Source organism: Pseudoalteromonas sp. P1-25 (genome assembly GCF_001401805.1).
GTDB lineage: Bacteria > Pseudomonadota > Gammaproteobacteria > Enterobacterales > Alteromonadaceae > Pseudoalteromonas.
Genome location: NZ_LKDW01000004.1, coordinates 146,195 through 169,807 on the forward strand (window position 1 = coordinate 146,195; position 23,613 = coordinate 169,807).

Here is a 23,613-nt window from a genome sequence, read left to right on the forward strand (position 1 = left end):
AAATAAGTTCAAATAGGGACTGCTTTTCTTAAATACCCAACGCACAATTACAGAGTTAATCACGAAAAGTCAGCTTGCCCTATATATTCAAACTTATTTTAACGATGCAAAAAAGTGATAATCTTCAGCATTTTTTAGCTTCTGAGCAAAACTCATCCCTAAACTTTTTAATTGTGTTGCATTGTTATAGGTACTGATTTTTGATTTCAACTCTATTATGGCTTTGGCTGTTGAGCCAATGCTATCGAGTGCTAAAAAGTACAGATAAGCGTATTGCACGTTATTACTCTCAAGTGTCATTGCGTGTTTAAACGAGTCAACAGCAGCGGGTTTGTTACCGCTTCTAATAAGCGCCATACCATTTGCATAATGCAGCGGCGCAGAGCTCGGCACTGCTGTTAAACCATTATTAAGCACGCTTTGCATTTTTTCTGTTTGGCCTAGTCGGTAATAAATGTCGGCTAAATTTACATAACTTGCATCAAAGTAAGGGTCAACGCTAATGCCTTTTTGTAATGACTTAATAGCGCCGTTTACGTCTTGCTTGTTAAGTGCGAGCATACTTTGATTTATATTTCCTTCACCGCGCCATGTATTTACCTTATTGGCATATGCAAGTTCTCTAATTGATTGATTAAGCCCATCTAGCTGCGCTTTTGTTTGGCTTAGATTTTGTGCTGCAGCAACTCGCACCGACTTTAACTTGTCGGTTAATAGTTGCTTATAACTTTTTAAACGCTCTGCTTCAGGGAGCAAAAAGCCTACCTTAGCAATCGCTAGGCGGATAAGCGGAAGCGGTGAGTTTACCCAACTTTTTACGTCACTATCGCTAAGCTCTGTAGTTGAGCCGCCTAAATAACTTATTGCACTGGCACGGTCTATTTCGTTTAACGAAAAATCATTAATCAAGCTCATATGTGCATTTTTCGATATCGCTTTTAATGAGCGTAGTTCAAGCATACTGTGCTCGCTTGCACTTAATTCAGGCGGTTTACCGTGCCACTTTTCAAGCGTGCTTGCTGCCCATTCGTTTGTTTGGCCGTCATGGCATTGAACACACGCATTGGGTGTATCGTATTTTATTGATATGTCAGGGCGCGGAATTTTAAAGCTGTGGTCGCGCCTGTCATCAACGCCCATGTATCTGTTTGTTGGCATGTGGCAACTAACACATTGTGCACCGGCTGACTGTTCTTTATGGCGATGATGCTCGGGTTTATTGTATTCGCTGGCACTATGGCACTGTAAGCACAGCCCATTCGTTTTTGTTTTAACTTTCATGGTGTGTTTATCGTGACAGTCAAGGCAGTTAACACCGGCTTTGTACATTTTACTTTGCGCAAAAGAGCCAAATACATACACCTCTTCTTTAATTTGGCCATCAGCATGATACAAATTCGGTTCTAAAAAGGAAGGGCTAAACTGGTCTAAAAACGCTTGGCTATTGTCAAAACCATCCGTTAGTGGGCTACGTAATGAGTGGCACGCATAACAACCTTGCATAAAGCTGTTATCGCGGGGCTCACCTTGCCACGTGGCGATTGTGTCATCGCCGGTTATTTTCCACTGCGACATATTGGTGGGGCTTGTTTGGGCCGATTTAGTCACTTTTTTAGTTTTATGTTCATCCGTAATCTCACTGTGGCATGATTTACAACCCACATTTATGTTTGAAAAGTGTGTATCAAAGCGCTCCTTTTCACTATTGAAATTACGCTTTAAATTATCTGAATGGCAATCGGCACACATGCCGTTCCAGTTTTGTAGAGGTTGCAGCCAATGGAGACGATCGTCAGGTTTTACATCTTCGTTAGCGTAATTGGCATACCAGCGCTGGCCGCCTAGTGATTTAGCGCGGCTATCCCATGCAAAAGGAAATACTTGGTATTTGCCTTTTTCAACTTCAATTAAATATTGTTGCAGTGGGTCAAAGCCAAAAACATAATTTACGGTGTACGTTTTTTTAGTACCTTGCTCGGTCAAATCAATTAAAAAGGTATCTTTTTCTTTATAAAAAACGGCTTTTTGAGAAAAGTGGGTCGCCGTAGCATTGCTAAAATCACCAAGCACCGTATCGTTGTTAGCTATAGCCATTGAACGAGCATGGTCTGACTGTTCCCAATCATGTGTCTGTTGTTGATGGCAAGATTGGCATTCCTCGTTCGCAATAGCTGAAAAACAACAGCATAAAAAAAGCATACTAACTAAGCGTTTTATTATATTTATCATATTTTAATCTGCCTTCAAACACACTCATTGCATGATATAAATTAGGTAATAGGCGCAGCTAATCACTGAGTATTCAAATCGAGCTGCAATTAAACTGATGTGCTGTGATAATTATTTTAAAATATCATACATCATATGTTTGCAATATTGCTATGTTTTGTTTAGTGTAGCGATATTGTGATTTATAAACGTATTTTTTACAACTTAACTATAAAATTAACTGTGCGTAATAATTTAAAGCAATCAATATATTAGCGATGGTGTAATTAATGCTTTTTAACTATGTACAAAAACAGGGTATTAAATAGGAAACTATGATGAATAAGCTACTTGTTCTTCTTTGTGTATGTTTAGGCTTTTGCGTTAGTCCTAATGCAATGGCAAAAGTACAAACAGAAAAACCTAATATTGTTTTAATTTTTGCAGATGACGCAGGTTTTGGTGATTTTGGCTTTCAAGGTAGTACCGAACTTAAAACGCCTAATTTAGATAAATTAGCTGCAAGTGGTGTGCGCTTTACTCAAGGCTATGTGAGTGATTCTACCTGCGGCCCTTCACGCGCTGGGTTGATGACAGGAAAATATCAACAACGCTTTGGCTATGAAGAAATTAATGTACCGGGTTTTATGAGTGATAACTCTGCACTAAAAGGTGCCGATATGGGCTTGCCGCTAGATCAAAAAACAATGGCAGATTACCTCAAAGAGCAAGGTTATAAAACAGCGGTATTTGGTAAGTGGCATTTAGGTGATGCCGACAGGTTTCATCCTCTAAACCGTGGATTCGATACCTTTTTAGGGTTTAGAGGTGGTGACAGAAGCTACTTTAGCTATTCAGAACAAGAAATGGAAAATGGAAACAAACATTTTTTTGATAAAAAATTAGAACGCGACTTTGGTAATTACGAAGAGCCAAAAGAGTATTTAACCGATGAGTTAGGTAAAGAAGCTGTAAAGTATATTGAAGCAAATAAAGATGAACCATTTTTTATCTACTTAGCATTCAATGCAGTACACACCCCGCTTGAATCAGACCCTAAAGACTTAGCAAAATTCCCTCATTTAACGGGTAAACGCAAAGAGCTTGCAGCCATGACATTAGGTTTAGACAGAGCCAGTGGTTACGTACTTGATAAACTTAAAGAGCTTGGTTTAGATGAGAATACGATTGTCGTTTTTTCAAACGATAATGGCGGCCCATCTGATAAAAACGCATCAAATAATGCACCTCTTGCGGGTACTAAGTCTAACCAGCTAGAGGGCGGTATTCGGGTACCGTTTGTAATGAGTTGGCCTAAGCATATTAAACCAGGTTCTGTTTACGACTACCCGGTTAGTACACTCGATTTACTGCCCACCTTTTACAGTGCGGCACAAGGTAAAGCGTTAGGTAGTGATATTGATGGCGTTGACTTATTACCTTATATACAAGGTAAAAATACAGAGCGCCCGCACAAAGTGATGTATTGGAAAAAAGAAAACAGAGCGGTTATTCGTGAGAACGATTGGAAGCTTATTCGATACCCAGACCGCCCTGCAGAATTATACGACTTGAGTACAGATGTTGGTGAGCAAACAAATTTAGCAGCAAAAAATCCGCAACGCGTTAAATCTATGTTTAAATCATTATTTGAGTGGGAACTTACACTTGAGCGTCCGCGTTGGTTATTAAAAAGAAAATACGAAAAATACGATATTGACCGCATGGACAAATACCGTTTACCAGCCACTCAGCCTTAACAATTTATAGGTAATAATAAATGAAAATAGAATCTGTTGAAGCATTGCTTGGCTGCGTTGGCAAACGTAACCAGCTTTTAGTTAAAGTTGTAACCGAGTGTGGGATTGTTGGTTGGGGCGAGTCTGGTCTTTCAAATCGTGAGCATGCAGTCATTGGTGCCATACAGCATTTTGCTGGCTTTTTAAAAGGTCAAGACCCTCGTAAAATTGGTCGTATTTGGCAAGAGCTTTATCGAAGCCATTACTTTGAAGGTGGCCGTGTGATTACGGCTGCAATTTCAGCAATTGATATTGCGCTTTACGATATATTGGCTAAATCTTTACAAGTGCCGGTGTATCAACTTTTAGGCGGTAAACAACGTGAGCATATAGAATGTTTTGCGTGTTGTTATACTGAGGCCGACCCAGATAAATTTGATGATTTAGTAAAAGAAGCTAAAGCACTTGTTGCACTTGGTTGGACGACAATAAGAGTGATACCGAGTCGTTTTGATGACCCAGCATTTTTTGAGCCTCAAGAATCTATTACCAGAACAGCCCGTTGCTTAAACGAACTGCGTAAAGTGCTGGGACCTGATATTACACTTGGTATTGATTACCATCACAGATTAAGCGTGGCTGAAGCTGCTTCGTTTTGCCAACGTTTAAAGCCCGATACACTCGATTTTATTGAAGAGCCTATTCGCCATGAATCCCCTGATGCGTATAAAACGCTGCGTACTTTAACGCATATTCCTTTTGCGATTGGTGAAGAGTTTAGCTCTAAATGGGCAGCTAAGCCTTATATAGAGCAGGGGCTTACTCAATATTTACGTGTAGATGTGTGTAACATTGGTGGCTTAACGGAGGCGATGAAAGTGGCTGGTTGGGCTGAGGCACATTATATAGATGTTATGCCACATAACCCGCTTGGCCCTGTGTGTACAGCAGCAACAAATCATTTTGCTGCAGCGCTACCAAATTTAGCCTTAATGGAAACACACCAAGGTCCGTTTAGTGAGTTTGGCGCCCATGATCCACTTCTTTTTCCTAAGCAGCATGTATTAACAGGTAATAAGTTTACTATTCCTGAAGTACCTGGTTTAGGTGTTGAAGTAAACGAAGCTGCGTTCAGATTAGCAACCCCTGTAGAAACCGAAGCGCCGCATTTATCAAAGCGTGATGGCTCACATACTAACTGGTAACTTGCGCAGAGAATTATATGAATACACTTACAGCAACTGTTTTTGATAACACACTAAATTTTGTAGGCGAGGGCCCTTTGTGGCACCCGATCACACAAACGCTTTATTGGGTCGATTTTCCAAATCATCTTTTACACAGTAAAAAAGGCGACCATAAAGCTGTGCAACGCTTAGATGATATGGTTACCGCCCTAGCTTGGGTAAACAATGAAACCCTTTTACTAGCAAGTGATAAAGGCCTAAATACTTATAACACCAGTACGCATAAGCACATTTTTTTGTGCAGCGTTGAAGCAGATAAACCCGATAACAGAAGTAACGATGGGCGTGCTGACCCTTGGGGTGGATTTTGGATAAGCACAATGCATACCGATGCAAAAGAAAATAAAGGGGCTATATATCGTTTTTATAACGGCGTAGTTACTCAAGTTGTTAGTGATTTAACTATACCGAATGGCATTTGCTTTGATAAAAAACGCGCTAAAGCCTATTACGCAGACTCCGCAGTTCAAAAAATTTACTGTTTGGATGTAAACTCGGATACAGGAGCCCCGATAGGTGATGCTGTGATATTTTTTGATTATTCAAATACACAGGTTTCGCCTGATGGTGCGGTAATTGATAGCGAAGGCAATATGTGGACAGCACTTTGGGATGGCGCACGTGTAGATTGTATTTCGCCAGATGCGAAAGTAATTCGAAGCTTAGAGACGCAAACACCTCGCCCTACCTGCCCAGCGTTTGGTGATGATGGAACAACGCTTTACGTAACGTCAGCGCAATGTGGGCTAGAAGATACGCCATTTGATGCTATCCCTCACGGCGCTACGCTTGTATTTAAAAATGCGGTAAAAGGGGCGCTGGAACCTTGCGTTAAAATAGATGGCTTTTAATTTTAAGTATTAAGTTTAAATATTAATTTTGCTTTTCCTCTTACATTTTTTAGACATGAGATGAAAAGTACATCGTATAGGTAAACATCATATGTTTGCATTATTTTACTTTTTCTATTGGTATTATTCTTTTATATGTGCGATGCATTGATTAGCAGCACAGTAAAAGCATAAAAATAAAACTAAGGGTAATACATTGAAAGACACACACACACAATCCACAAAAGCAATTAAATACTCTCTCATTGCCGCATTTGGCGGGTTTGTATTTGGCCTAGATGCGGCCAATATATCCGGCGCGTTACGCTATGTTAGCTCGCAGTTTGAGCTGACTAGTTTACAAACCGGTAATGTAGTGGGTTGCGCCATTGTTGGCGTAATCATCGCACTGTTTTTTACTGGTACTTTATGCCAAAAATTTGGTCGTAAAAAGGTACTTGTTGGCATTGCTTTAACATATTCACTCTCTACTGTTATTTCTGCTTTTGCGGTAAGTTACCCCATGCTGGTTGTTGGCCGCTTTATAGGAGGGGTCGCATTTGCCTCCATAACCGTCTCAGCCATGTATATTGGTGAAATTGCACCCGCTAATAAACGAGGGAAATTTGTATCAGTTAATCAGTTGCTTATAACCTTAGGTAGTTTATTTGCGTTTATTGTTAATTACTTTTTTGTTAAATATATGGGCTCAATTGAATGGTTAAATGAGGTTAATATTTGGCGTTATATGCTTGGCTTTGAGATTGTGCCTAATATTATTTGGTTTTCGTTACTACTGACAATTCCAGAATCGCCACGCTGGTTAATGAGCAAAAAGCGTGATGAAGAGGCGCGCACTGTATTTAAAGGTATGGGAATAAATAACGACGATACCGAGCTTGTACTTAATGATATTAAAGCAACTATTCAAGAAGATTCGAAAAACAGTGCGCTTGAGCAACTTGGGGTGTTATTTAGTAAGCCAATGCGTTTTGTTGTCTTACTTGCTGTATGTTACGCAGTAGTGCAAGGTGCAACCGGTATGAATGCTGTATTGTTTTATGCACCTACCGTGTTTGAACAAATAGGAATGAGTGTCGAAAACTCATTTTTACAAACAATAGTACTTGGTGCGGTATCTGTACTGTTTACATTGGTCGCCATATTTTTTGTTGAAAAACTTGGCAGAAGAACTTTAACAATTACCGGTTTGCTGCTGATTGCTGTTGCACATATGTCAATTTGGTATGGCTTTGAGAATGCCACCTACTCACTAAACAGTGAAGCAATAAGCAAAGTTGCAGATCAAAAAGTAGATATCACAAAGCTGCACGTTTTCGAAAATAAAATATACAGCACTGATGTTGCGCTAAAAGCTGATTTAGCCACTATTTACAGTAAAAAAGAGCTACCAGTTGTTACCGGTGCAATTATTAATGCTTCTATAAATATTAGCCCTGCGTATGTTCTATTTGGATTATTTGCATTTTTAGCCGCTTTTAATATGTCGATAGGACCAATTATGTGGGTGATATTTTCGGAGATATTTTCAAGTCGAGTACGCAGCGTTGCATTGCCCTTTGCCGCGTTAGTACAGAGTATTTCTAGCTGGAGTATTCAGCAGTTTTTTCCTTGGCAATTAGAGAACATGGGCGCAGCAAATACGTTTTTATATTATGGAGGCGTCGCTATTGTGGGCTGTATTGTTATGGCATTTATACTTCCCGAAACGAAGGGCAAGTCTATTGAGGCCATTGAACGCGATTTGGTCCCAGGGCTTAATAAATAAGGAACATATCTATGTCATCACGATTATTAAACGAAGTTGCTATTGTCACTGGCGCAGCCGATGGAATTGGAAAAACAGTAGCACGCGTATTTTGTGAGCAAGGCGCTAAAGTGTGTGTTGCTGATATAAATAAAGAAATGGGCGAAAGCGTTGTAGCAGAGCTAAAAAGCAAAGGGTTTGATGCTATTTTTGCGCATACTGATATTAGCGACGAAACGGCTATAAAAAACATGGTTGTAAAAGTAGTCAATGAGCTTGGCAAGCCCAGTATTTTAGTTAATAACGCCGCTTTAATTAGCCCTGGGCGAAACGTAGATGATGTTACTCCACAAATGTGGCGTGATAGCTTTTCGGTCAATGTTGAAGGTATGTGGCAGTGTGCAGCGGCCGTGCTTGAGCATATGAAAGAGTTAGGCCGGGGCAGTATTATAAATGTAGGTTCTGTGCATTCATATAAAATTGTACCGGGATATTTTCCGTATGCGGTAACAAAGCACGCCGTTATAGGGCTTACTAAAAACTTAGCCGTTGAATACGCAAAGCACAACATACGAGTGAATGCGCTGTGCCCAGGGATGATAGAAACACCTATGGCATTTAAAGCATGGGAGCAAACAGACGATCCTCAAGCATCACGCAAAGCAATGGGGGACGTACATCCTTTAAAACGAAATGGGACAACTGAAGAAATTGCCTATCCAGCCGTGTTTTTAGCCAGTTCAGATTCGAGTTTTATGACAGGGCAAAGCCTCATTATTGATGGCGGCCGTTCTGTAATCTATCACGATTGAGGTGCTTAACTTAACACACTGTAAAGCTCATGGGTTTGAGGCTATTTTGCTAAAAAATAGTGAGCTTGCTATTACAGTTATTCCTCAGCTGGGTGCGAAAGTCACCTCTATTGTAAGCTTAAAGCACAATAGAGAGTGGCTTGCTGACGATAAAAAAATCACTTTAAAAATTACAAAAAACAATGATTTTTCTGAGCATGATAACGGTGGCTGGGATGAATGTTTCCCGGGTATTTCTCCTCAGGTGTATGAACACATCCCCGATAAAACGTATTTTTCACATGATCATGGTGAGCTGTGGTGCCAAGCATGGCAAATAACGAATACTCATATTAGCGATGAAGAAATAGTACTTAACTTACAAGCTGAGGTTTTTGACTCTACGTTTACATTTATAAGAACGTTTACCTTAAAAAAACACAGTAAACGACTACTTGTTGACTACCAAATAAAAAATAACACAACTGATAATCTTCCATTTGTTTGGTCAGCGCATCCTATTTTTGCCGTAGAACCCCAAATGCGTATTTTGATAAATAGCAAACATATAGACTTTAAAGTTGATGAAGGGCTTAGTCGCTTTTATAACGTTAATAGTGCTTTTATTAAATGGAGTGAGTACTCAACTAAAGTCCCGCCGCTAAATGAAGTTATGCCCTATAGTAGTGGTTTTGCAAGTAAGATTTTTAGCAAACACTTAAATACGGGTAGTCATAAAGATCAAAATATAATTGTAAAACTAGTAGATGATAAAGCCCAACAAAGCTGTGGGTTTGAATTTTCATCAGCAAGCATAAGTCACTTAGGGCTTTGGTTTAATTACAATGGTTGGTCTGCCACTGGAGCTTCAGCTCCTTTTGTACTGGGGATAGAGCCGTGTATAGGTAATAGCGATTCTTTACAACATTCAATTCAAAATAGTGAACATGGCATAGTGGAAAAAGGCCAAACTAAGTTTTGGCGACTAGTATTTTTTGTTAACTAAATGTATTTTCTGTTTGCTCATTCAAACATCATATGTTTAAATAGTTGTTATGTATTAAGGCCGGCGTGCCTTTCTTTGATCATTTAGCCCTTGTGGGTGTTGTAGATAATAATGGAGCGACAGAATGCTTTCTAAACAACTGTATATTGGCGGTAAATTGATAACCAGTGATGTTTCAACTGATGTTATTAACCCTGCAACACTTGAAGCTGTTGGGCAAATATCAGCAGCAGGTATAAATGAAGCGTCGTTAGCACTTGATGCTGCGCAAAGCGCGTTTGCAACTTGGTCAGCGACGCCTGCAAAAGAGCGTGCACAATGGATGCTTAAACTGCGTGATGCTGTAATTGAAAATGAAGAGCACCTACGTGAATGCGTTCATTTAGAAATGGCAAAACCGTGGGACTCAACCGCTGATGACTATCAAATGTTGGTTGATAGCCTGACCTTCTATGCCAACGCTATTGTTAATATGGTTGACGAAGAATTAAATGACACTGAAGGCACACATAGTCATACATTAAGCCGCGAGCCGGCGGGTGTAGCCGCTGCCTTTTTAGCGTGGAATTTTCCATTATTAAATTTAGCTTATAAATTAGGCCCAGCAATGGCAGCAGGCTGTCCACTTGTAGTAAAGCCGTCAAGCAAAACCCCTTTGTCTGCATATGCAGTAGGTGAATTATGTCAGCAAATAGGCTTGCCAGCAGGTGTGGTTAACATACTTTCGGGCGCTGATAGCGCTGTAGGCGATGCCATTTCAGCATCAACTATTCCCTCAATACTTACTTTAATTGGCTCTACTAATGTAGGTAAGCATGTCATTGCAACAGGCGCTACCTCAATTAAGCGTTATTCAATGGAACTTGGTGGTAATGCACCGGCTATTGTATGTAGCGATGCAAATTTAGATAACGCGGCAGATGTAATTTGTGGCGTTAAATTTGCCAACGCAGGGCAAATTTGTGTGACCCCAAACCGCGTATTTGTACACGAAAGCGTTGCAGATGAATTTATTGAAAAAGTACTTACACGTGCAAAAGCAGTAAAGGTTGGTTTTGATAAAAACGAGGCTATTGATATGGGCCCTGTTATGGATGCCAACTCATGGCAACGTATCGATGAGCTAGTGAAGGATGCACAGCAAAATGGGGCGAAATTACAATTAGGGGGTAAAAAGCCTGCTGGCGTTACTGGATATTTTTACGAACCAACCGTGCTCACAAATGTTGATTCGAGCATGAAAATCTACAAAGACGAAATATTTGGCCCTGTTATTAGCATTATTATATTTAGTGATAACGAGCAAGTGCTTAGCGATGCTAATGACACAGATGCTGGTTTAAGCTCATTTATTTTTAGCAACAACGAAGACACTATTTCTTATTTTGCTAAGCATTTACGCTTTGGCGAAGTACAAGTAAACGGGATTAAGTACAGTATTAATTTACCGCACTTTGGCATTAAACAATCGGGTGTTGGGGCTGATTGCTCGTTATTAGCTTTAGATGATTACCTCGTCTACAAACGTGTTTCACGTGCGTTAAAGGTTTAAGGAACAGACAATGAAAATAACTCAAATTATTAGCCACGTTTTACAATACGACCTAGATGAAGAGCTAGGTTATTCTCAGCAGTACTATGCAAAACGCACTGCACATTTGGTTGAAGTACGTACTGATATAGGTATTACTGGTTGGGGCGAGTGCTTCGGTGGTGGCGGTGTTGCATTTGCCAATAAAACAATCGTTGAACATGTCATTCAACCGATGATTTTGGGTATGGATCCGCTTGATAGGGACGTTATTTGGCACAAAGTTTACAACTTATTACGCGATCATGGCCAAAAAGGCATGCCAATTCAGTCGTTATCTGGCGTTGATATTGCGCTGTGGGATATCGCAGGTAAGTTTTTAAATCAGCCCGTTTATAAACTGTTAGGGGGGGCTTATAGAGAGCGTATACCTGCTTATGGTTACGGTATGATGTTACAAAAGTTTCCTAATTTAGAGGAGCGATTCACCGAAGAAAGCCAACGCATTAAAGAAATGGGCTTTACGGCAATGAAAATGAAAATTGGTCTCTCTCCAGAGCGTGATGTAAAGCTTGTTGAGGCCGTACGTAAAGGTATTGGGAGTGATATGCGCTTAATGGTTGATGCAAACCATGCCTATACTGCGCGTGAAGCTATTCCATTAGGTCGTGAACTACAAAACTTAGGTGTTTACTGGTTTGAAGAACCGGTTGCGCCAGAAGATCACCAAGGCTACCGTGACTTGTGTGAAGCCCTAGATATGAGTATTGCCGGTGGCGAAGCTGAATTTACTCGCTGGGGCTTCAGAGATTTAATTAAAAATAGATGTGTTGATTTATTACAACCCGAAGTATGTGCGCTTGGCGGTATTACCGAATATCAAAAAGTATTGGCTATAGCGCATGCGCATTTTGTTCCTGTAGTAAATCATGTGTGGGGCTCAGCAATTGCGGTAGGCACAAACCTTCATTTATTGGCAGCACTTCCAGACTTACCTGGGGCTGCACACCCTGTACAGCCTATGCTGGAATACGATACAACACCTAACTTGTTCAGAGAGCAGTTACTGCAAGAGTCGTTAAACATAAACGAGCAGGTTAAAAATAACAATGGCACTGTTGCACTTCCAAAAGGCCCAGGTCTTGGAATAGAGCCAGATCTTGACTTTATTAAACATTACGAAGTATCAATTTAATAGTTAAGGACAGCTTGATGAACAACAGCAATAGTAACTTACCGGTGCTGATTGTTGTTGATTGGGGAAGCTCTAATTTTAGAGCTTTTTTAATCAATAACGAAGGCGCTATTTTAGATACCGTAAACGGCGATCTTGGTGTATTAAATATAAAAAACGGCTGTATAGAAACCGTGTTGCTCGGTTATATCTCACCGTGGATAGCAAACAAAAAGCTACCCATAATGATGGCTGGCATGGTGGGTGGCGCAATCGGCTGGCAAGATACAGGTTATGTAAATGCGCCTTGTACCTCAGCTGACATGGCAAATAATTTACAACTTGCAAAAAATAAATCTAACTTAGATATTCGTATTGTTCCTGGCGTAAAGTATGTGATGGAAAATAACGTTTGCGATGTAATGCGTGGTGAAGAGGTGCAGGTTTTTGGGGCTGTTTTAGCTGTGGAAAAGCAATCTGGGGAGCTTAGCAATAAAACATTAAGTGAAACTATGTTTTGCTTACCTGGGACGCATTCAAAATGGGTTGAAGTTGCAAAGGATACTCAGCAAAAAACGGTTATAACGAGTTTAAGTACATATATGACTGGCGAAATGTTTAATTTGTTGTCTAAGCATAGCATTTTAAGCGATGGCCTAGATTCATTAGATATTACACAGACAGACATACCTAGCTTTATAAAAGGAGTAGGTGTTAGTCAAACTCAAACTAGCTTATTGAGCGCTTTATTTAGTGCACGTACATTAAAATTAGATAAGCAGTTATTAGCAGAACATGTGCCAAGTTACCTTTCGGGTTTATTGATTGGCGCCGAGCTTGCGGGTATCAAAACCCAGCTTAACGATATTAAACATGTCTATCTGATTGGTAATTCAAGTTTAAACACACTTTATTGCGAAGCCCTAAAAGAGCTCGGATTTACGTCTTCTATTTTAAGCAGTGCAACCGCTTCTACAATAGGCATGTTTACGCTTGCTGTAAAAGCAGGGTTTATCACTGATAAGGAAAGTCAAAAATGTCATTAATTTCACTCACACAAGCAATGAAGCAATTACCATTAGTTGCTATTTTGCGCGGTATTACACCCAACGAAGTACTCGATTATGCAAAGGTGCTTATTGATATCGGTTACCGCGTTATTGAAGTGCCATTAAACTCTCCAGATGCTTTTAAAAGCATTGAACTGTTAAGCAAGAAATACGCTGATATAGCGATTATTGGTGCAGGCACCGTTGTTACCAAAAACGAAGTTGAAAAAGTGATTGAAGCGGGCGGGCGTATTATTATTTCGCCACACAGCGATGTAGAGCTGATCCGTTTTAGTAAATCAAAAGGACTGTACTGCGTACCAGGGTTTTACACGCCGACTGAAGGGTTTGCTGCATTACATGCCGGTGCAGACGCGCTTAAGTTTTTTCCAGCAGATACAGCCGGCCCAAAAGGTTTAAAAGCAATTACTGCCGTGCTTTCGGGTATTAATATTTACCCTGTTGGCGGTGTGTCACCGAAAAATCAAGATGAATTTGTTAATGCGGGGGCATCTGGTTTTGGCTTAGGTAGTGGCTTGTACAAAGCAGGCATGGGCTTAGAAGAATTTACAGCCAATGCCAAGAAGTATGCAGCATACTACCTGTAAGTAATTAAGTTTTAAAAGCGTTGTGTGTTTGCGGCATTAGCTAATCATTCCTCTCACTTTAAATGATTTGTTAGTGCCGCTATTTAATTCAGATATTCATTAATTTGGCTAAATTAGCTTTAGCATCTGCTAATAGTTTTTCGGTTAAAGCATGCGCTTTATTGCTGTCACCTGTTGCAATTGCATCAAACACTTCTTTATGAAATGGAATAGAAGCATGGTTACTTTCTGCACTTTGGTTAGTTACTTTAATACTCACAAGTAAAGCTGAAAAAATCACACACTCCATAGATATAAATAATTCATTGTGTGAAGCGCGAAGGATAGCACCATGAAAATGTGCATCAGCAATAACAAATTTATCTAAATCGCTTACTGAGCTTTGCATTTCATTTAACGCATCTTCTATGGCTTTAACATCTTCAGGGGTTGCACGCTGAGCAGCAACACTTGCCGCTTTTGGTTCAAATGCTAAACGAAACTCCATTAATTGAGTTAAAAACTCAGGGTTAAGCGGGGCACTTAAATGCCAAGCCAATACATCGTCATCAAGTAAAGCCCAGTTGTCACGGGTTTTTACGCGGGTTCCTATGCCTCTGCGTACGTCTAAAAGGCCTTTACCAACAAGAATTTTTACAGCATCTCGAACAACGACTCTACTTACTTGAAAGCGTTCAGCTAAACGGTTTTCATCATCAATAAGTGAACCAGGAGTGTAGGTGCCAGCGACTATTCTACGGCCTAATTCTTTTGCCACCTGAACAGGTAGACTCGGTGACATCGCGTTGCTGCGTCTTAGATCGTAGTACGTTAGTTCGCTCATAGTATCTTAGTGTCCGTATAATTTATTTATACGTACTATTTATACGAATTCGCGACAATAAACAATGGCTATTTATTATTTACTGTCGCAGAAAGACGAAAGCTGGCGTCTTTGAGGAGTTTTTCGGTAAGTAACTCAGCTTTTTCACCATCTTTGGCTGCAATGGCTTCGTACACTTCACGATGAAATGGAATAGATGCACCGTTATCACGTGGATCTTTATTTGTTACTTTAATACTCACTAATAGAGCGGAATAAATAACGCCTTCCATTGAAGCTAAAAAGCTATTTTGAGCGGCTTTTATAATGGCTTTATGAAAAAGGGAGTCTGCAATAATAAAATCTTCAGCGCTGTTGTCGGGTTTAGCCATGCGCTCGCAAGCAGCGGCTATTTCGATCAAATCTTCAGGGCGTGCGCGCTCTGCAGCCCAGCGAGCAGCTTTTGGCTCAAAAGCCAAACGCACATCCATTAATTGCTCTAAAAACTTGCGATTAGGTGGCGCTGATAAATGCCATGCTAAAACATCATCGTCGAGCATATTCCATCTATCTCGAGGTAGCACGCGCGTACCAATGCCTCTGCGTACATCTAAGAGCCCCTTGCTAACTAAAATTTTAACAGCATCGCGCACAACTACACGACTCACTTGGTAGCGTTTAGCTAATGCATCTTCATCATCAATTAAATTACCAGCTTCAAATGAGCCAGAGACGATGCGTCTGCCTATTTCTTTAGCAACTTGCACAGAAAGGCTTGCTGCCATTCCAGATGTTTGTTTAAGGTCGTAATATATAAGTTCACTCATACTTACTATATAAACATAATATGTTTATATAGTCAACGTAACATAACCTATTATATAGAATATTAATTCTATGGATTTAAATACAGGGGCGGGGATAAAAGCCTATATTGATGGCTAATATACATAATTTAAGCCTATTGCTTTTGCGAAAAAAGATCGCGTAAAAGCGATCTTTATTGCAATTTGGAATATTTATTTTAGTACTTAGAACTTGGCGCGTAAGCCTATTCGATATCGTGGGCCTGTGTACTGCACATTTATCACTCTTTCTTTTATATCCGCGTACTGATAAACGCGTTCATCAGTAATGTTTATTGCTTCACCTGTGATCGTAAAGTTATCATTTAGTGCATAAGACATACTAAAGTCAAGCTGACCATAGGCTGCAGTATGCTCGGGTAATCCGCCACTTTTTACACCAGCTCGGCTACTTAAAAAGTCATCCCGCCAGTTGTAGGCTAAGCGTGCCTGAAATGCGTTTTTGTCGTAGTAGGCGACAATGTTATATGAGTTTTCGGCAAACCCCTCTAATTTATCACCTGGGTCAGTTACACCTGGGAGATCTATTTTTTGAGTGTTATTGTTTTTAGTCTCGGCCCACGTATAGTTTGCTTGTATCCCTAAGCCATTTAAAAAGCGCGGTAAATAGTCCATATTATGTTGTAAAGCTAACTCTACCCCGCTAATTGTTCCGCCAGGTTGGTTTTGTTTAGTATTAATCGTTTCGTTAACATTTCCGTACCCATCGATACTAACTGAAGAATCAACATATTGCTCTCCATCCCAAATATCAGGGGTACTATCTAGGTAGGTAACTTGCCCAATTGAACTCGATATATCTTTTCTAAAAAAGTTAATTGCGTATGCATCCCCACTGTCACTGTAATATTCAAAAGATAAGTCATATTGGTTGGCTTTATAAGGCGCTAAATAAGGGTTTCCACCTGTTTGCGAAAAACTGCCCGCTTGCATATCAGTATAGGTTGTTTGCACACCAATATCGTCGATGGCAGGGCGAGACATCACTTTTGCAGCTGCTGCTCTGACTAATAAATTATCTGATAAGTTAATACTAAAATTAGCGCTGGGTAGCCAATTGGTATAACTATTTTCTGCTTCAAGAATTCCTGAATCTGTATACTCTACAACTAATAATGGTTGGCCATTATCAAGCTCACCTGTATACCCTAAGCGGCGTTTTCCATATCCCGAAGATTTTGTTTCAGTTTTTACATAACGAACACCGAAATTACCACGCCAATCATAATCATTAACCAATCCGCTAAAATTAAATTGACTATAAGCACTTATTTTTTCTTCAGTTACTTTTGATGATGCGATCTCATTATATTGCTCATTTGGCCAATTGGGGTTTTTTGTCATTTGGGCAATTGCACTATGATATTTATTGATATCTGCAAATAAAAAATCACGAGGGAAATTACCTTGCTCGCCACTTAAAAAGTCTGAATAGGGGCTTGCTGAAAATATATCATCTGGCATGTCTCTAAGCTCACCGCAAATATCGGCACCAGGAACAATTAAACCACAGTTATCTTCATGGAAAGTTTCATAGCGATCTCTTATTTTTTCACGGTCCGAATACGCAATACCAAAATCGATTGAGTCCAAGGTAAGGCTTTCAGTAAACTCTAAATCGAATAGGTATTTACCTTTTGTTTGTAGCTCCGTAATTGTGTCTTCTAATTCATAATGTGAAACTAAGTTCCAATGTGCTCTTACGCTTGAAGGCGAAGCATAATCGATCGTGGTATCTAAATTGACGGTATCTGTGTTTCTAAAATCAAAATTTAAACTATCGTTTCGCTCTGGTGAAATATAATTAGGGACCAATAGATCGCTACGCGGCGTTGATTTAGATGTTGAATGGGCTATGTCGAATTCAAGCGTTAATACATCAAATTCCTTTACAGAATTAAACCCAAATGCCTGCGTTTTTGATTTTGATTCAAGCTCTTGGAACAAACCATCAATTCTAAAATCAACATTCTCACCGGTTCCTCCCTGTGTTCTACCTGAAAACTTAGTACCCGATAAAATGGTGCCATTGTCTGACACAACTACATTTCGCCAATTAGGATACTGTAGACCCGCTTGTAAACCTTGCGTTTGCGTTTCTACTGAGAGGTCGGTATACATGTAATCAAATGTATTGGTAAAACTTGAATCTGGCGCCCATTGTAAACTGGTGTTAACACCTATGCGCTCACGGCTTTCTTGACCCAAGGCGTATTCAATTCGCCCAGCATGGCGGAGTATACTGGGTGTAACCACATTCCCATTTAAATTATAAATATCACCTTCAATAACCCCTGGCTCATTGTTAAGTAATAACCAACGAGTTGTACCCATTGAGTCATATCGGTTATCACTTTTTTGTTGCGACAGCGCAATGTTAAAGCCGAGAGTATCATCTGCAAAGGTATTACTAAACAAAGCCGAATATTCAGGGCTACTCTCACCAGAGAGATCACTGTATTTAGCATTAATTGAACCCAGTACATGCAATCCGGGGTTATCTAATGGATGTGCTGTTTTAACGTTAACATACGCGCCAATACTCCCTTCAGGCGTTTTAGCTGTAGGAGATTTTACGACGTCTGCACCCGATATAAGCTCTGCAGCTAATACTTGAAAATCAAAAGAGCGGCCAATTTCAGACGTTGCCAGTGTGCGTCCGTTTAAAGTAACAACGTTAAATTCGGGGCCAAAACCACGCACTGTTATTTTTGAGCCTTCGCCATTAACGCGATTAATTGAAACACCAGGTATACGCTGTAAGGATTCGGCAACATTTTGGTCTGGAAATTTACCAATATCTTCAGCAACAATACTATCTTGAACACTATCACTGTAGCGTTTTAGTGATGATGCGGCTTCGAGACTTGATCGTACACCAGTTACGACAATTATTTCTGTATCATCATTGTCCTTAGCGGTAGCAGAAACATCGGACGCATGCGCGTACGAATAGCTTGATAGTGACGTTAATATAGCAAGTACTAGTTTCTTTTTAGTGTGCATTGTAACTCTCCTTATTGTTATAGATAGAAGTCAGTGTATAAATAAAAAACAGGTAACATTTTACGAATCTAAACATCATATGTTTATGCGTCAAGTAAAGAATTTATTTCGCTTCAATATTTTGTTGTTCCAGTCAGCTGCTTTTTAAAAATTATCAGAGTTGAATAACTATAAATTAACTACTTAGTTACAATTTATATCTGGCCTATTTGTTATATTTATATAAACATACTATGTATTCTTTTTGGGTATAAGGCGAAAGGGCGTGTTAGACAATTTATTGACGTGGGGCGTATTTTTGCGCTGCATTGTGCCGATGTTAGTTGCGACTATTTTTTTTACTGCAATTGTGTACTTTTCTATAGAGCGACGGCGTTTTGGTTCGTCGTATAACTATTTTGCTGTGTTTTTCGCAACCTTTATTTTTTATTTATGTGGTCCCGCTTTCAATATTCTTCCTATTGAACACGCCAAACCATACATCCAATTAGGGCGAACAATTTTATTTTTTGGGTTAGGTTTACCTTCACTGTTAATTGCACTTTTTAAATTTTCCGATGTTAGATTACCCAAATCTGTTACCTGTTTTAGCTATAGCTTTGGCATCGCTTTTTCATTGTGCTTTTTAGTTTTAACAGAGTTACAGCATCCTAAAATTAACGTGCTTGAAGATTTTGGGGTAATAATACCGCCTATTGATTGGCTTAAACTCACTCATATTTACTACTTGCAGAGCATTACCTTTATGGTTTTGTTAATTACACCATGTTGCTATTTATTGTTGCACACACCAAAAGCACAAAACAAAGGTTATATATACAGCGCAATTAGTTTAGGTTGTATCGCCATTTTAGGCAGTACATCAGCGCATTGGGTTATGTACTATTCAGGTACTAGTCTATGTGGATTGATTTGGTTAGGTACCATGTTAAAAGATATAAAAATAGCAAATTATGCTGTTAAAAATAAAAGTCATTTTAGTAACCCTTTAGAAATAACCACTTATCAGAATAGCCAAATACTTAGTTCCTCTTCTAACGCTAATAAAGTTAATTTCAGCGGGAATGTAAACACAGCGCTTTATAACAGTAGCCAGCAACAAGACGATAAAAATGAGTGCATTAATAGTAAAGCAAAGCAGGTTCATATTAATAATAGTGTTGTAAACAATGCACTTTTATATATAGAAAACAATTACTTCAAAGATATAAATATAGACACGATTGCTCTTTCCGTTGGCGTAAGTCGCTCCTACCTTGTAAAGCAATTTAAGTTAGCTACGGATGAGACAATCAATAATAAAATTATTGAAATAAGAATAGAAAAGGCTAAAAAAGTATTACTAAAAAAATCTGTTACAGAAACCGCTTACGAGGTCGGTTTTAATAATTCAAACTACTTTGCTACGGTTTTTAAAAAACGAACAAACTACACGCCGAAGCAATTTAAACGTACTTTTTCCAGCTAAAACTACAACTAAATAACGATTAAAAGCCATTTTTAGAGAACAGTAAAACCATTTTTTGAGGTTTGGTGTTGTATATAAATATTAAATATCTCCACTCGCTCAGCTTAATTTTGCGCGAGTAACGAGAGTTAGACTGACAGGTAAGAAGCACATATCTGTAAATTCAAATTCATCGATTATAACACTGCAACTATTACTGGGCTGCGGCTCAGTTCACACCAACAAAGGATGGATAAATAAATGAAACCTATAAGTATCGTGGCATTCCCTATATCAGCTATGAGTATGCTTTTTTTAAGTGCAGCATCGCAAGCAGCATCTATGCAACCTCCCATCGCCAAACCTGGTGAAACATGGATTTTACAAGCCAAACGCTCTGACGAATTTAACGTAAAAGATGCGACAAAGTGGAACTTTCAAACAGAAAACTATGGGGTTTGGTCATGGAAAAATGAAAATGCGACAGTATCTAATGGCAAACTAAAATTAACCACTAAGCGAGAATCTCATCAGCGTACATTCTGGGATGGCTGTAATCAGCAGCAAGTTGCAAATTACCCACTTTATTATACATCGGGAGTCGCTAAATCAAGAGCTACAGGTAATTATGGCTATTACGAAGCTCGAATCAAAGGAGCGAGTACATTTCCTGGCGTATCGCCTGCTTTTTGGATGTATAGCACCATTGACCGTTCATTAACGAAAGAAGGGGATGTTCAATATAGCGAAATAGACGTAGTAGAACTTACTCAAAAAAGTGCCGTGAGAGAATCTGATCATGACTTACACAATATTGTAGTAAAAAATGGTAAACCAACATGGATGCGTCCAGGGTCTTTTCCGCAAACGAATCATAACGGATACCATTTACCTTTCGATCCTCGAAATGACTTTCACACTTATGGTGTCAATGTGACTAAAGACAAGATCACTTGGTATGTTGATGGTAAAGTAGTAGGTGAAAAGGAAAATTTATACTGGCATCGTCAAATGAACCTCACATTATCACAAGGCTTACGCGCGCCGCATACACAATGGAAATGTAATCAATTTTACCCATCAGCGAATAAATCAGCAGAAGGCTTCCCAACCTCAATGGAAGTTGATTATGTAAGAACCTGGGTAAAGGTGGGCAATAACAACTCTGATCCTGGCGAGGGACAGTCATGTCCGAACACCTTTGTCGCTGTCAATAGTGTGCAACTAAGTTCAGCAAAACAGACACTTAGAAAGGGTCAATCTATAACACTTGAAAGTACAGTACTGCCTAACTGTGCAACCAATAAAAAAGTCATTTATTCATCAAGCAATAAAAATGTGGCAACTGTGAACAGTGCTGGTGTTGTAAAAGCGAGGAGTAAAGGTACTGCGACGATTACGGTTAAAACTAAAAATAAAGGTAAATTAGATAAATTAACCATCACGGTGAATTAAGCTAACTTAAATTAGCCTCGAAGGATTGAGGCACTTTATTTATAGTCTCAGGCTTCTACTTTTTGGAGGGGGTATGAAAAAGGTAAATTTATACGGCAAGTGGATAATTAGCATTAGTTTACTAATCATTTGCGGTTATGTTTATTTAATACAAGTAAACGACAATAAGCAAGTCATCGAAGAAACTTCTGCGCAAATGCATTTTGAAATAAATAATACAAAACACGCAATAGAAACGCTCAAGCCTAAAGCTTCACCTGCCGAAGATTTTGAAACAGAAAAGCCAATCTATACGGCCATACTTGATAAGGCTTTGTTAATTAGAGATAAAGAGTTACGTATAAAAACCATAAGTAACCATTTACTTAATTGGGCCAAAGAAGCGCCATTAGAATGTGTCCATTGGCTGAGTGAGCAATATAAAGCGCCAGAGCACATGTTATATATAAGCCAAGTAATACATTTCTTAATTACAGATAATTTACCTGTCGCTGGGGATATTATTTTAAATTTTGAAATACTTCATTCAGATCAAAGTATTGTTGATGACTATTTGAGCAGTCAAGTGGCTGTATCACCCTATGATGGGATCGAATGGTTGAATAACTTAAGCAATGAAAAAATTAAACAAGAGGCAGAGCTTAGGCTTTTACAAACCTGGGCTAAATTAGGCCCTATGCAGCTATTAAATTACCTTGAAGTCCACACTGAGATAGCCGGTAACAATCGACATATTATTCAACACCAACTAGCGCAAACTCTTACTAAAAATAACTCGAAGCAGGTACAAGATGAGTTTTATAGTTATCCTTCATCATTTCAACCTAATCTAGCTTATTCTGTTATCAGTCAATGGCCAGAACATGAATTAAGTGATGCACGAGAATGGATATTTACCCTAGAAGGCGAACAATCGAAGTATTTCGCTATCAAAAGCTATATCGACTATACAGGCACATCTAGCGCAAATATGAATGAATTAATTGAGCAAATCCATAGCTCTAAATTGCGGGCACATTTGCTTGAAAGATTACAATAAATACTAATATATTATAAATGCAAAGGTAGTATGTTTTTTGGTGTGTTCAATGTATTATTAATTTTTCATCATGACACAAGTAGTGTATTACCCGAAGGCAACAAAATGAACAACTCAGAAAAACTTCAACATATAGCAGAGCATTTATTGAGCAAAAGAAAGTGCGGTAGTGGCGCTTCAGATCTTCCTAAAGGTTTTACGCTTGACTCGATTGAAGACGTTTTAGTAATTCAAAAATTGATGATAAAGCTCAATGATGAGAGCGTTTACGGTTGGAAATGTATGCTTCCATCAAGCAATGGCGTAATTACTCTAGCCCCATTGCTTCATAAACCTATTAAAGGCACTGACACGTGCTTGATAAATAGTGAAAATTGCAAAGCGCTGATAGAACCAGAGATTGCTTTTGTTTTAAATAAAGACTTAAGTGCATTAAAGCCATACACAAATGAACAAATAGATAATGCTATAGGTCGTGCACATCTAGCATTAGAGCTTATTGAAAACAGGTTTAGCAAGCAATACGAAGCTACACAGTTTGAAAAACTTGCCGACGGTTTATCTAATCAAGGTGTGTATATCGGCCCAGAAATAAGCCAGAAAAAAGCTTATGAGAGTAATAATATAACGCTTATAGTGGAGCAGGAAGGCGACAATAGCGTTAATGTTGCAGGGCAGCATCCAGGCAAGTTACCGCAACTTCCACTTTATTGGGCCATTAATTTTTTATCTGCAAATGGCTTTAAGTTAGAAAAAAACCAAGTGTTTATAACCGGGTCATATAATGGCCTTATGGAGGTGGAGATGAACAAACCGATACAAATTACGTATGAAGGACTTGGTAAAATACACGTTAAATTTGAAACAACACTCACTTAAACCCTTTACCTAGATTGTATGATTTAGCTAGCGTACTTTAATAAATCATAAATTCAGGAACTCAGTTTATGGTATTTTACGAGCACCTATTGGCACTGTAGATGTTGCAGGTTTAATTCGTAAATTACCTCTACTAAGTCCAGCTTTAATCACCACTTTAACCCTTTG

Annotated in this window: 18 protein-coding genes; 14 read left to right on the top strand and 4 right to left on the bottom strand. The window is 39.1% G+C overall.

The genetic code is table 11. From position 1 onward, the window contains the following. Positions 1-93 precede the first annotated feature (93 nt). Complete coding sequence (locus AN393_RS04670) at positions 94-2,229, bottom strand: multiheme c-type cytochrome (protein WP_055014432.1); 2,136 nt, start codon at positions 2,227-2,229, stop codon at positions 94-96. 317 nt (positions 2,230-2,546) lie between these two features. Here AN393_RS04670 and AN393_RS04675 point away from each other — a divergent pair, with 317 nt between their 5' ends. From AN393_RS04675 to AN393_RS04720, 10 genes are all read left to right on the top strand, one after another. Next, on the top strand, positions 2,547-3,968 hold the full coding sequence (locus AN393_RS04675; RefSeq protein WP_055014431.1) for a sulfatase: 1,422 nt from the start codon (positions 2,547-2,549) through the stop codon (positions 3,966-3,968). A 20-nt stretch (positions 3,969-3,988) separates the two neighbouring features. Then, positions 3,989-5,152: a mandelate racemase/muconate lactonizing enzyme family protein gene (locus AN393_RS04680; protein ID WP_055017472.1), complete on the top strand. Its 1,164-nt coding sequence runs from the start codon at positions 3,989-3,991 to the stop codon at positions 5,150-5,152. Between the two features lie 17 nt (positions 5,153-5,169). Next, entirely contained in the window at positions 5,170-6,045 is an 876-nt protein-coding gene (locus AN393_RS04685; RefSeq protein WP_055017473.1) for an SMP-30/gluconolactonase/LRE family protein, read from the top strand. 196 nt (positions 6,046-6,241) lie between these two features. Beyond that, entirely contained in the window at positions 6,242-7,813 is a 1,572-nt protein-coding gene (locus AN393_RS04690) for a sugar porter family MFS transporter (protein ID WP_055017474.1), read from the top strand. 11 nt (positions 7,814-7,824) lie between these two features. Beyond that, positions 7,825-8,604 (top strand): glucose 1-dehydrogenase, encoded by a 780-nt coding sequence (locus AN393_RS04695; RefSeq protein ID WP_055014427.1) that lies wholly within the window; start codon positions 7,825-7,827, stop codon positions 8,602-8,604. Between the two features lie 46 nt (positions 8,605-8,650). Further along, on the top strand, positions 8,651-9,589 hold the full coding sequence (locus AN393_RS04700) for a hypothetical protein (protein WP_161804162.1): 939 nt from the start codon (positions 8,651-8,653) through the stop codon (positions 9,587-9,589). Between the two features lie 124 nt (positions 9,590-9,713). After that, the gene (locus tag AN393_RS04705) at positions 9,714-11,141 is read left to right on the top strand and encodes an NAD-dependent succinate-semialdehyde dehydrogenase (RefSeq protein ID WP_055014425.1); all 1,428 of its coding nucleotides are present in this window, start codon (positions 9,714-9,716) and stop codon (positions 11,139-11,141) included. A gap of 10 nt (positions 11,142-11,151) precedes the next feature. Next, positions 11,152-12,315, top strand: coding sequence for a mandelate racemase/muconate lactonizing enzyme family protein (locus AN393_RS04710; RefSeq protein WP_055014424.1), 1,164 nt, complete (start codon positions 11,152-11,154; stop codon positions 12,313-12,315). Positions 12,316-12,332: 17 nt separating this feature from the next. After that, positions 12,333-13,340, top strand: a complete 1,008-nt coding sequence (locus AN393_RS04715) for a 2-dehydro-3-deoxygalactonokinase (RefSeq protein WP_055014423.1) — start codon at positions 12,333-12,335, stop codon at positions 13,338-13,340. After that, a complete protein-coding gene (locus AN393_RS04720; protein ID WP_055014422.1) occupies positions 13,331-13,951 on the top strand; it encodes a 2-dehydro-3-deoxy-6-phosphogalactonate aldolase in 621 nt (206 codons plus the stop codon). Before AN393_RS04715 ends, AN393_RS04720 begins: the two co-directional genes overlap by 10 nt. Before the next feature lie 88 nt (positions 13,952-14,039). On the opposite strand, the gene AN393_RS04725 is transcribed toward AN393_RS04720, so the two are convergent. The 3 genes from AN393_RS04725 to AN393_RS04735 form a co-directional block, all read right to left on the bottom strand. Then, positions 14,040-14,774: a FadR/GntR family transcriptional regulator gene (locus tag AN393_RS04725; protein ID WP_055014421.1), complete on the bottom strand. Its 735-nt coding sequence runs from the start codon at positions 14,772-14,774 to the stop codon at positions 14,040-14,042. A gap of 68 nt (positions 14,775-14,842) precedes the next feature. Beyond that, on the bottom strand, positions 14,843-15,580 hold the full coding sequence (locus AN393_RS04730) for a FadR/GntR family transcriptional regulator (RefSeq protein ID WP_055014420.1): 738 nt from the start codon (positions 15,578-15,580) through the stop codon (positions 14,843-14,845). Positions 15,581-15,784: 204 nt separating this feature from the next. Continuing rightward, a complete protein-coding gene (locus AN393_RS04735) occupies positions 15,785-18,625 on the bottom strand; it encodes a TonB-dependent receptor (RefSeq protein WP_055014419.1) in 2,841 nt (946 codons plus the stop codon). A gap of 661 nt (positions 18,626-19,286) precedes the next feature. Here AN393_RS04735 and AN393_RS04740 point away from each other — a divergent pair. From AN393_RS04740 to AN393_RS04755, 4 genes are all read left to right on the top strand, one after another. Beyond that, complete coding sequence (locus tag AN393_RS04740) at positions 19,287-20,093, top strand: helix-turn-helix transcriptional regulator (protein ID WP_161804103.1); 807 nt, start codon at positions 19,287-19,289, stop codon at positions 20,091-20,093. Positions 20,094-20,414: 321 nt separating this feature from the next. Continuing rightward, positions 20,415-21,527, top strand: a complete 1,113-nt coding sequence (locus tag AN393_RS04745) for a family 16 glycosylhydrolase (protein WP_161804102.1) — start codon at positions 20,415-20,417, stop codon at positions 21,525-21,527. Positions 21,528-21,600: 73 nt separating this feature from the next. Beyond that, positions 21,601-22,566: a hypothetical protein gene (locus AN393_RS04750; protein ID WP_055017476.1), complete on the top strand. Its 966-nt coding sequence runs from the start codon at positions 21,601-21,603 to the stop codon at positions 22,564-22,566. Positions 22,567-22,671: 105 nt separating this feature from the next. Then, positions 22,672-23,445 carry a 2-keto-4-pentenoate hydratase gene (locus AN393_RS04755; RefSeq protein WP_055014530.1) on the top strand — a complete coding sequence of 258 codons (774 nt, stop codon included), beginning with the start codon at positions 22,672-22,674 and terminating at the stop codon, positions 23,443-23,445. The last annotated feature ends 168 nt before the right edge of the window (positions 23,446-23,613 follow it).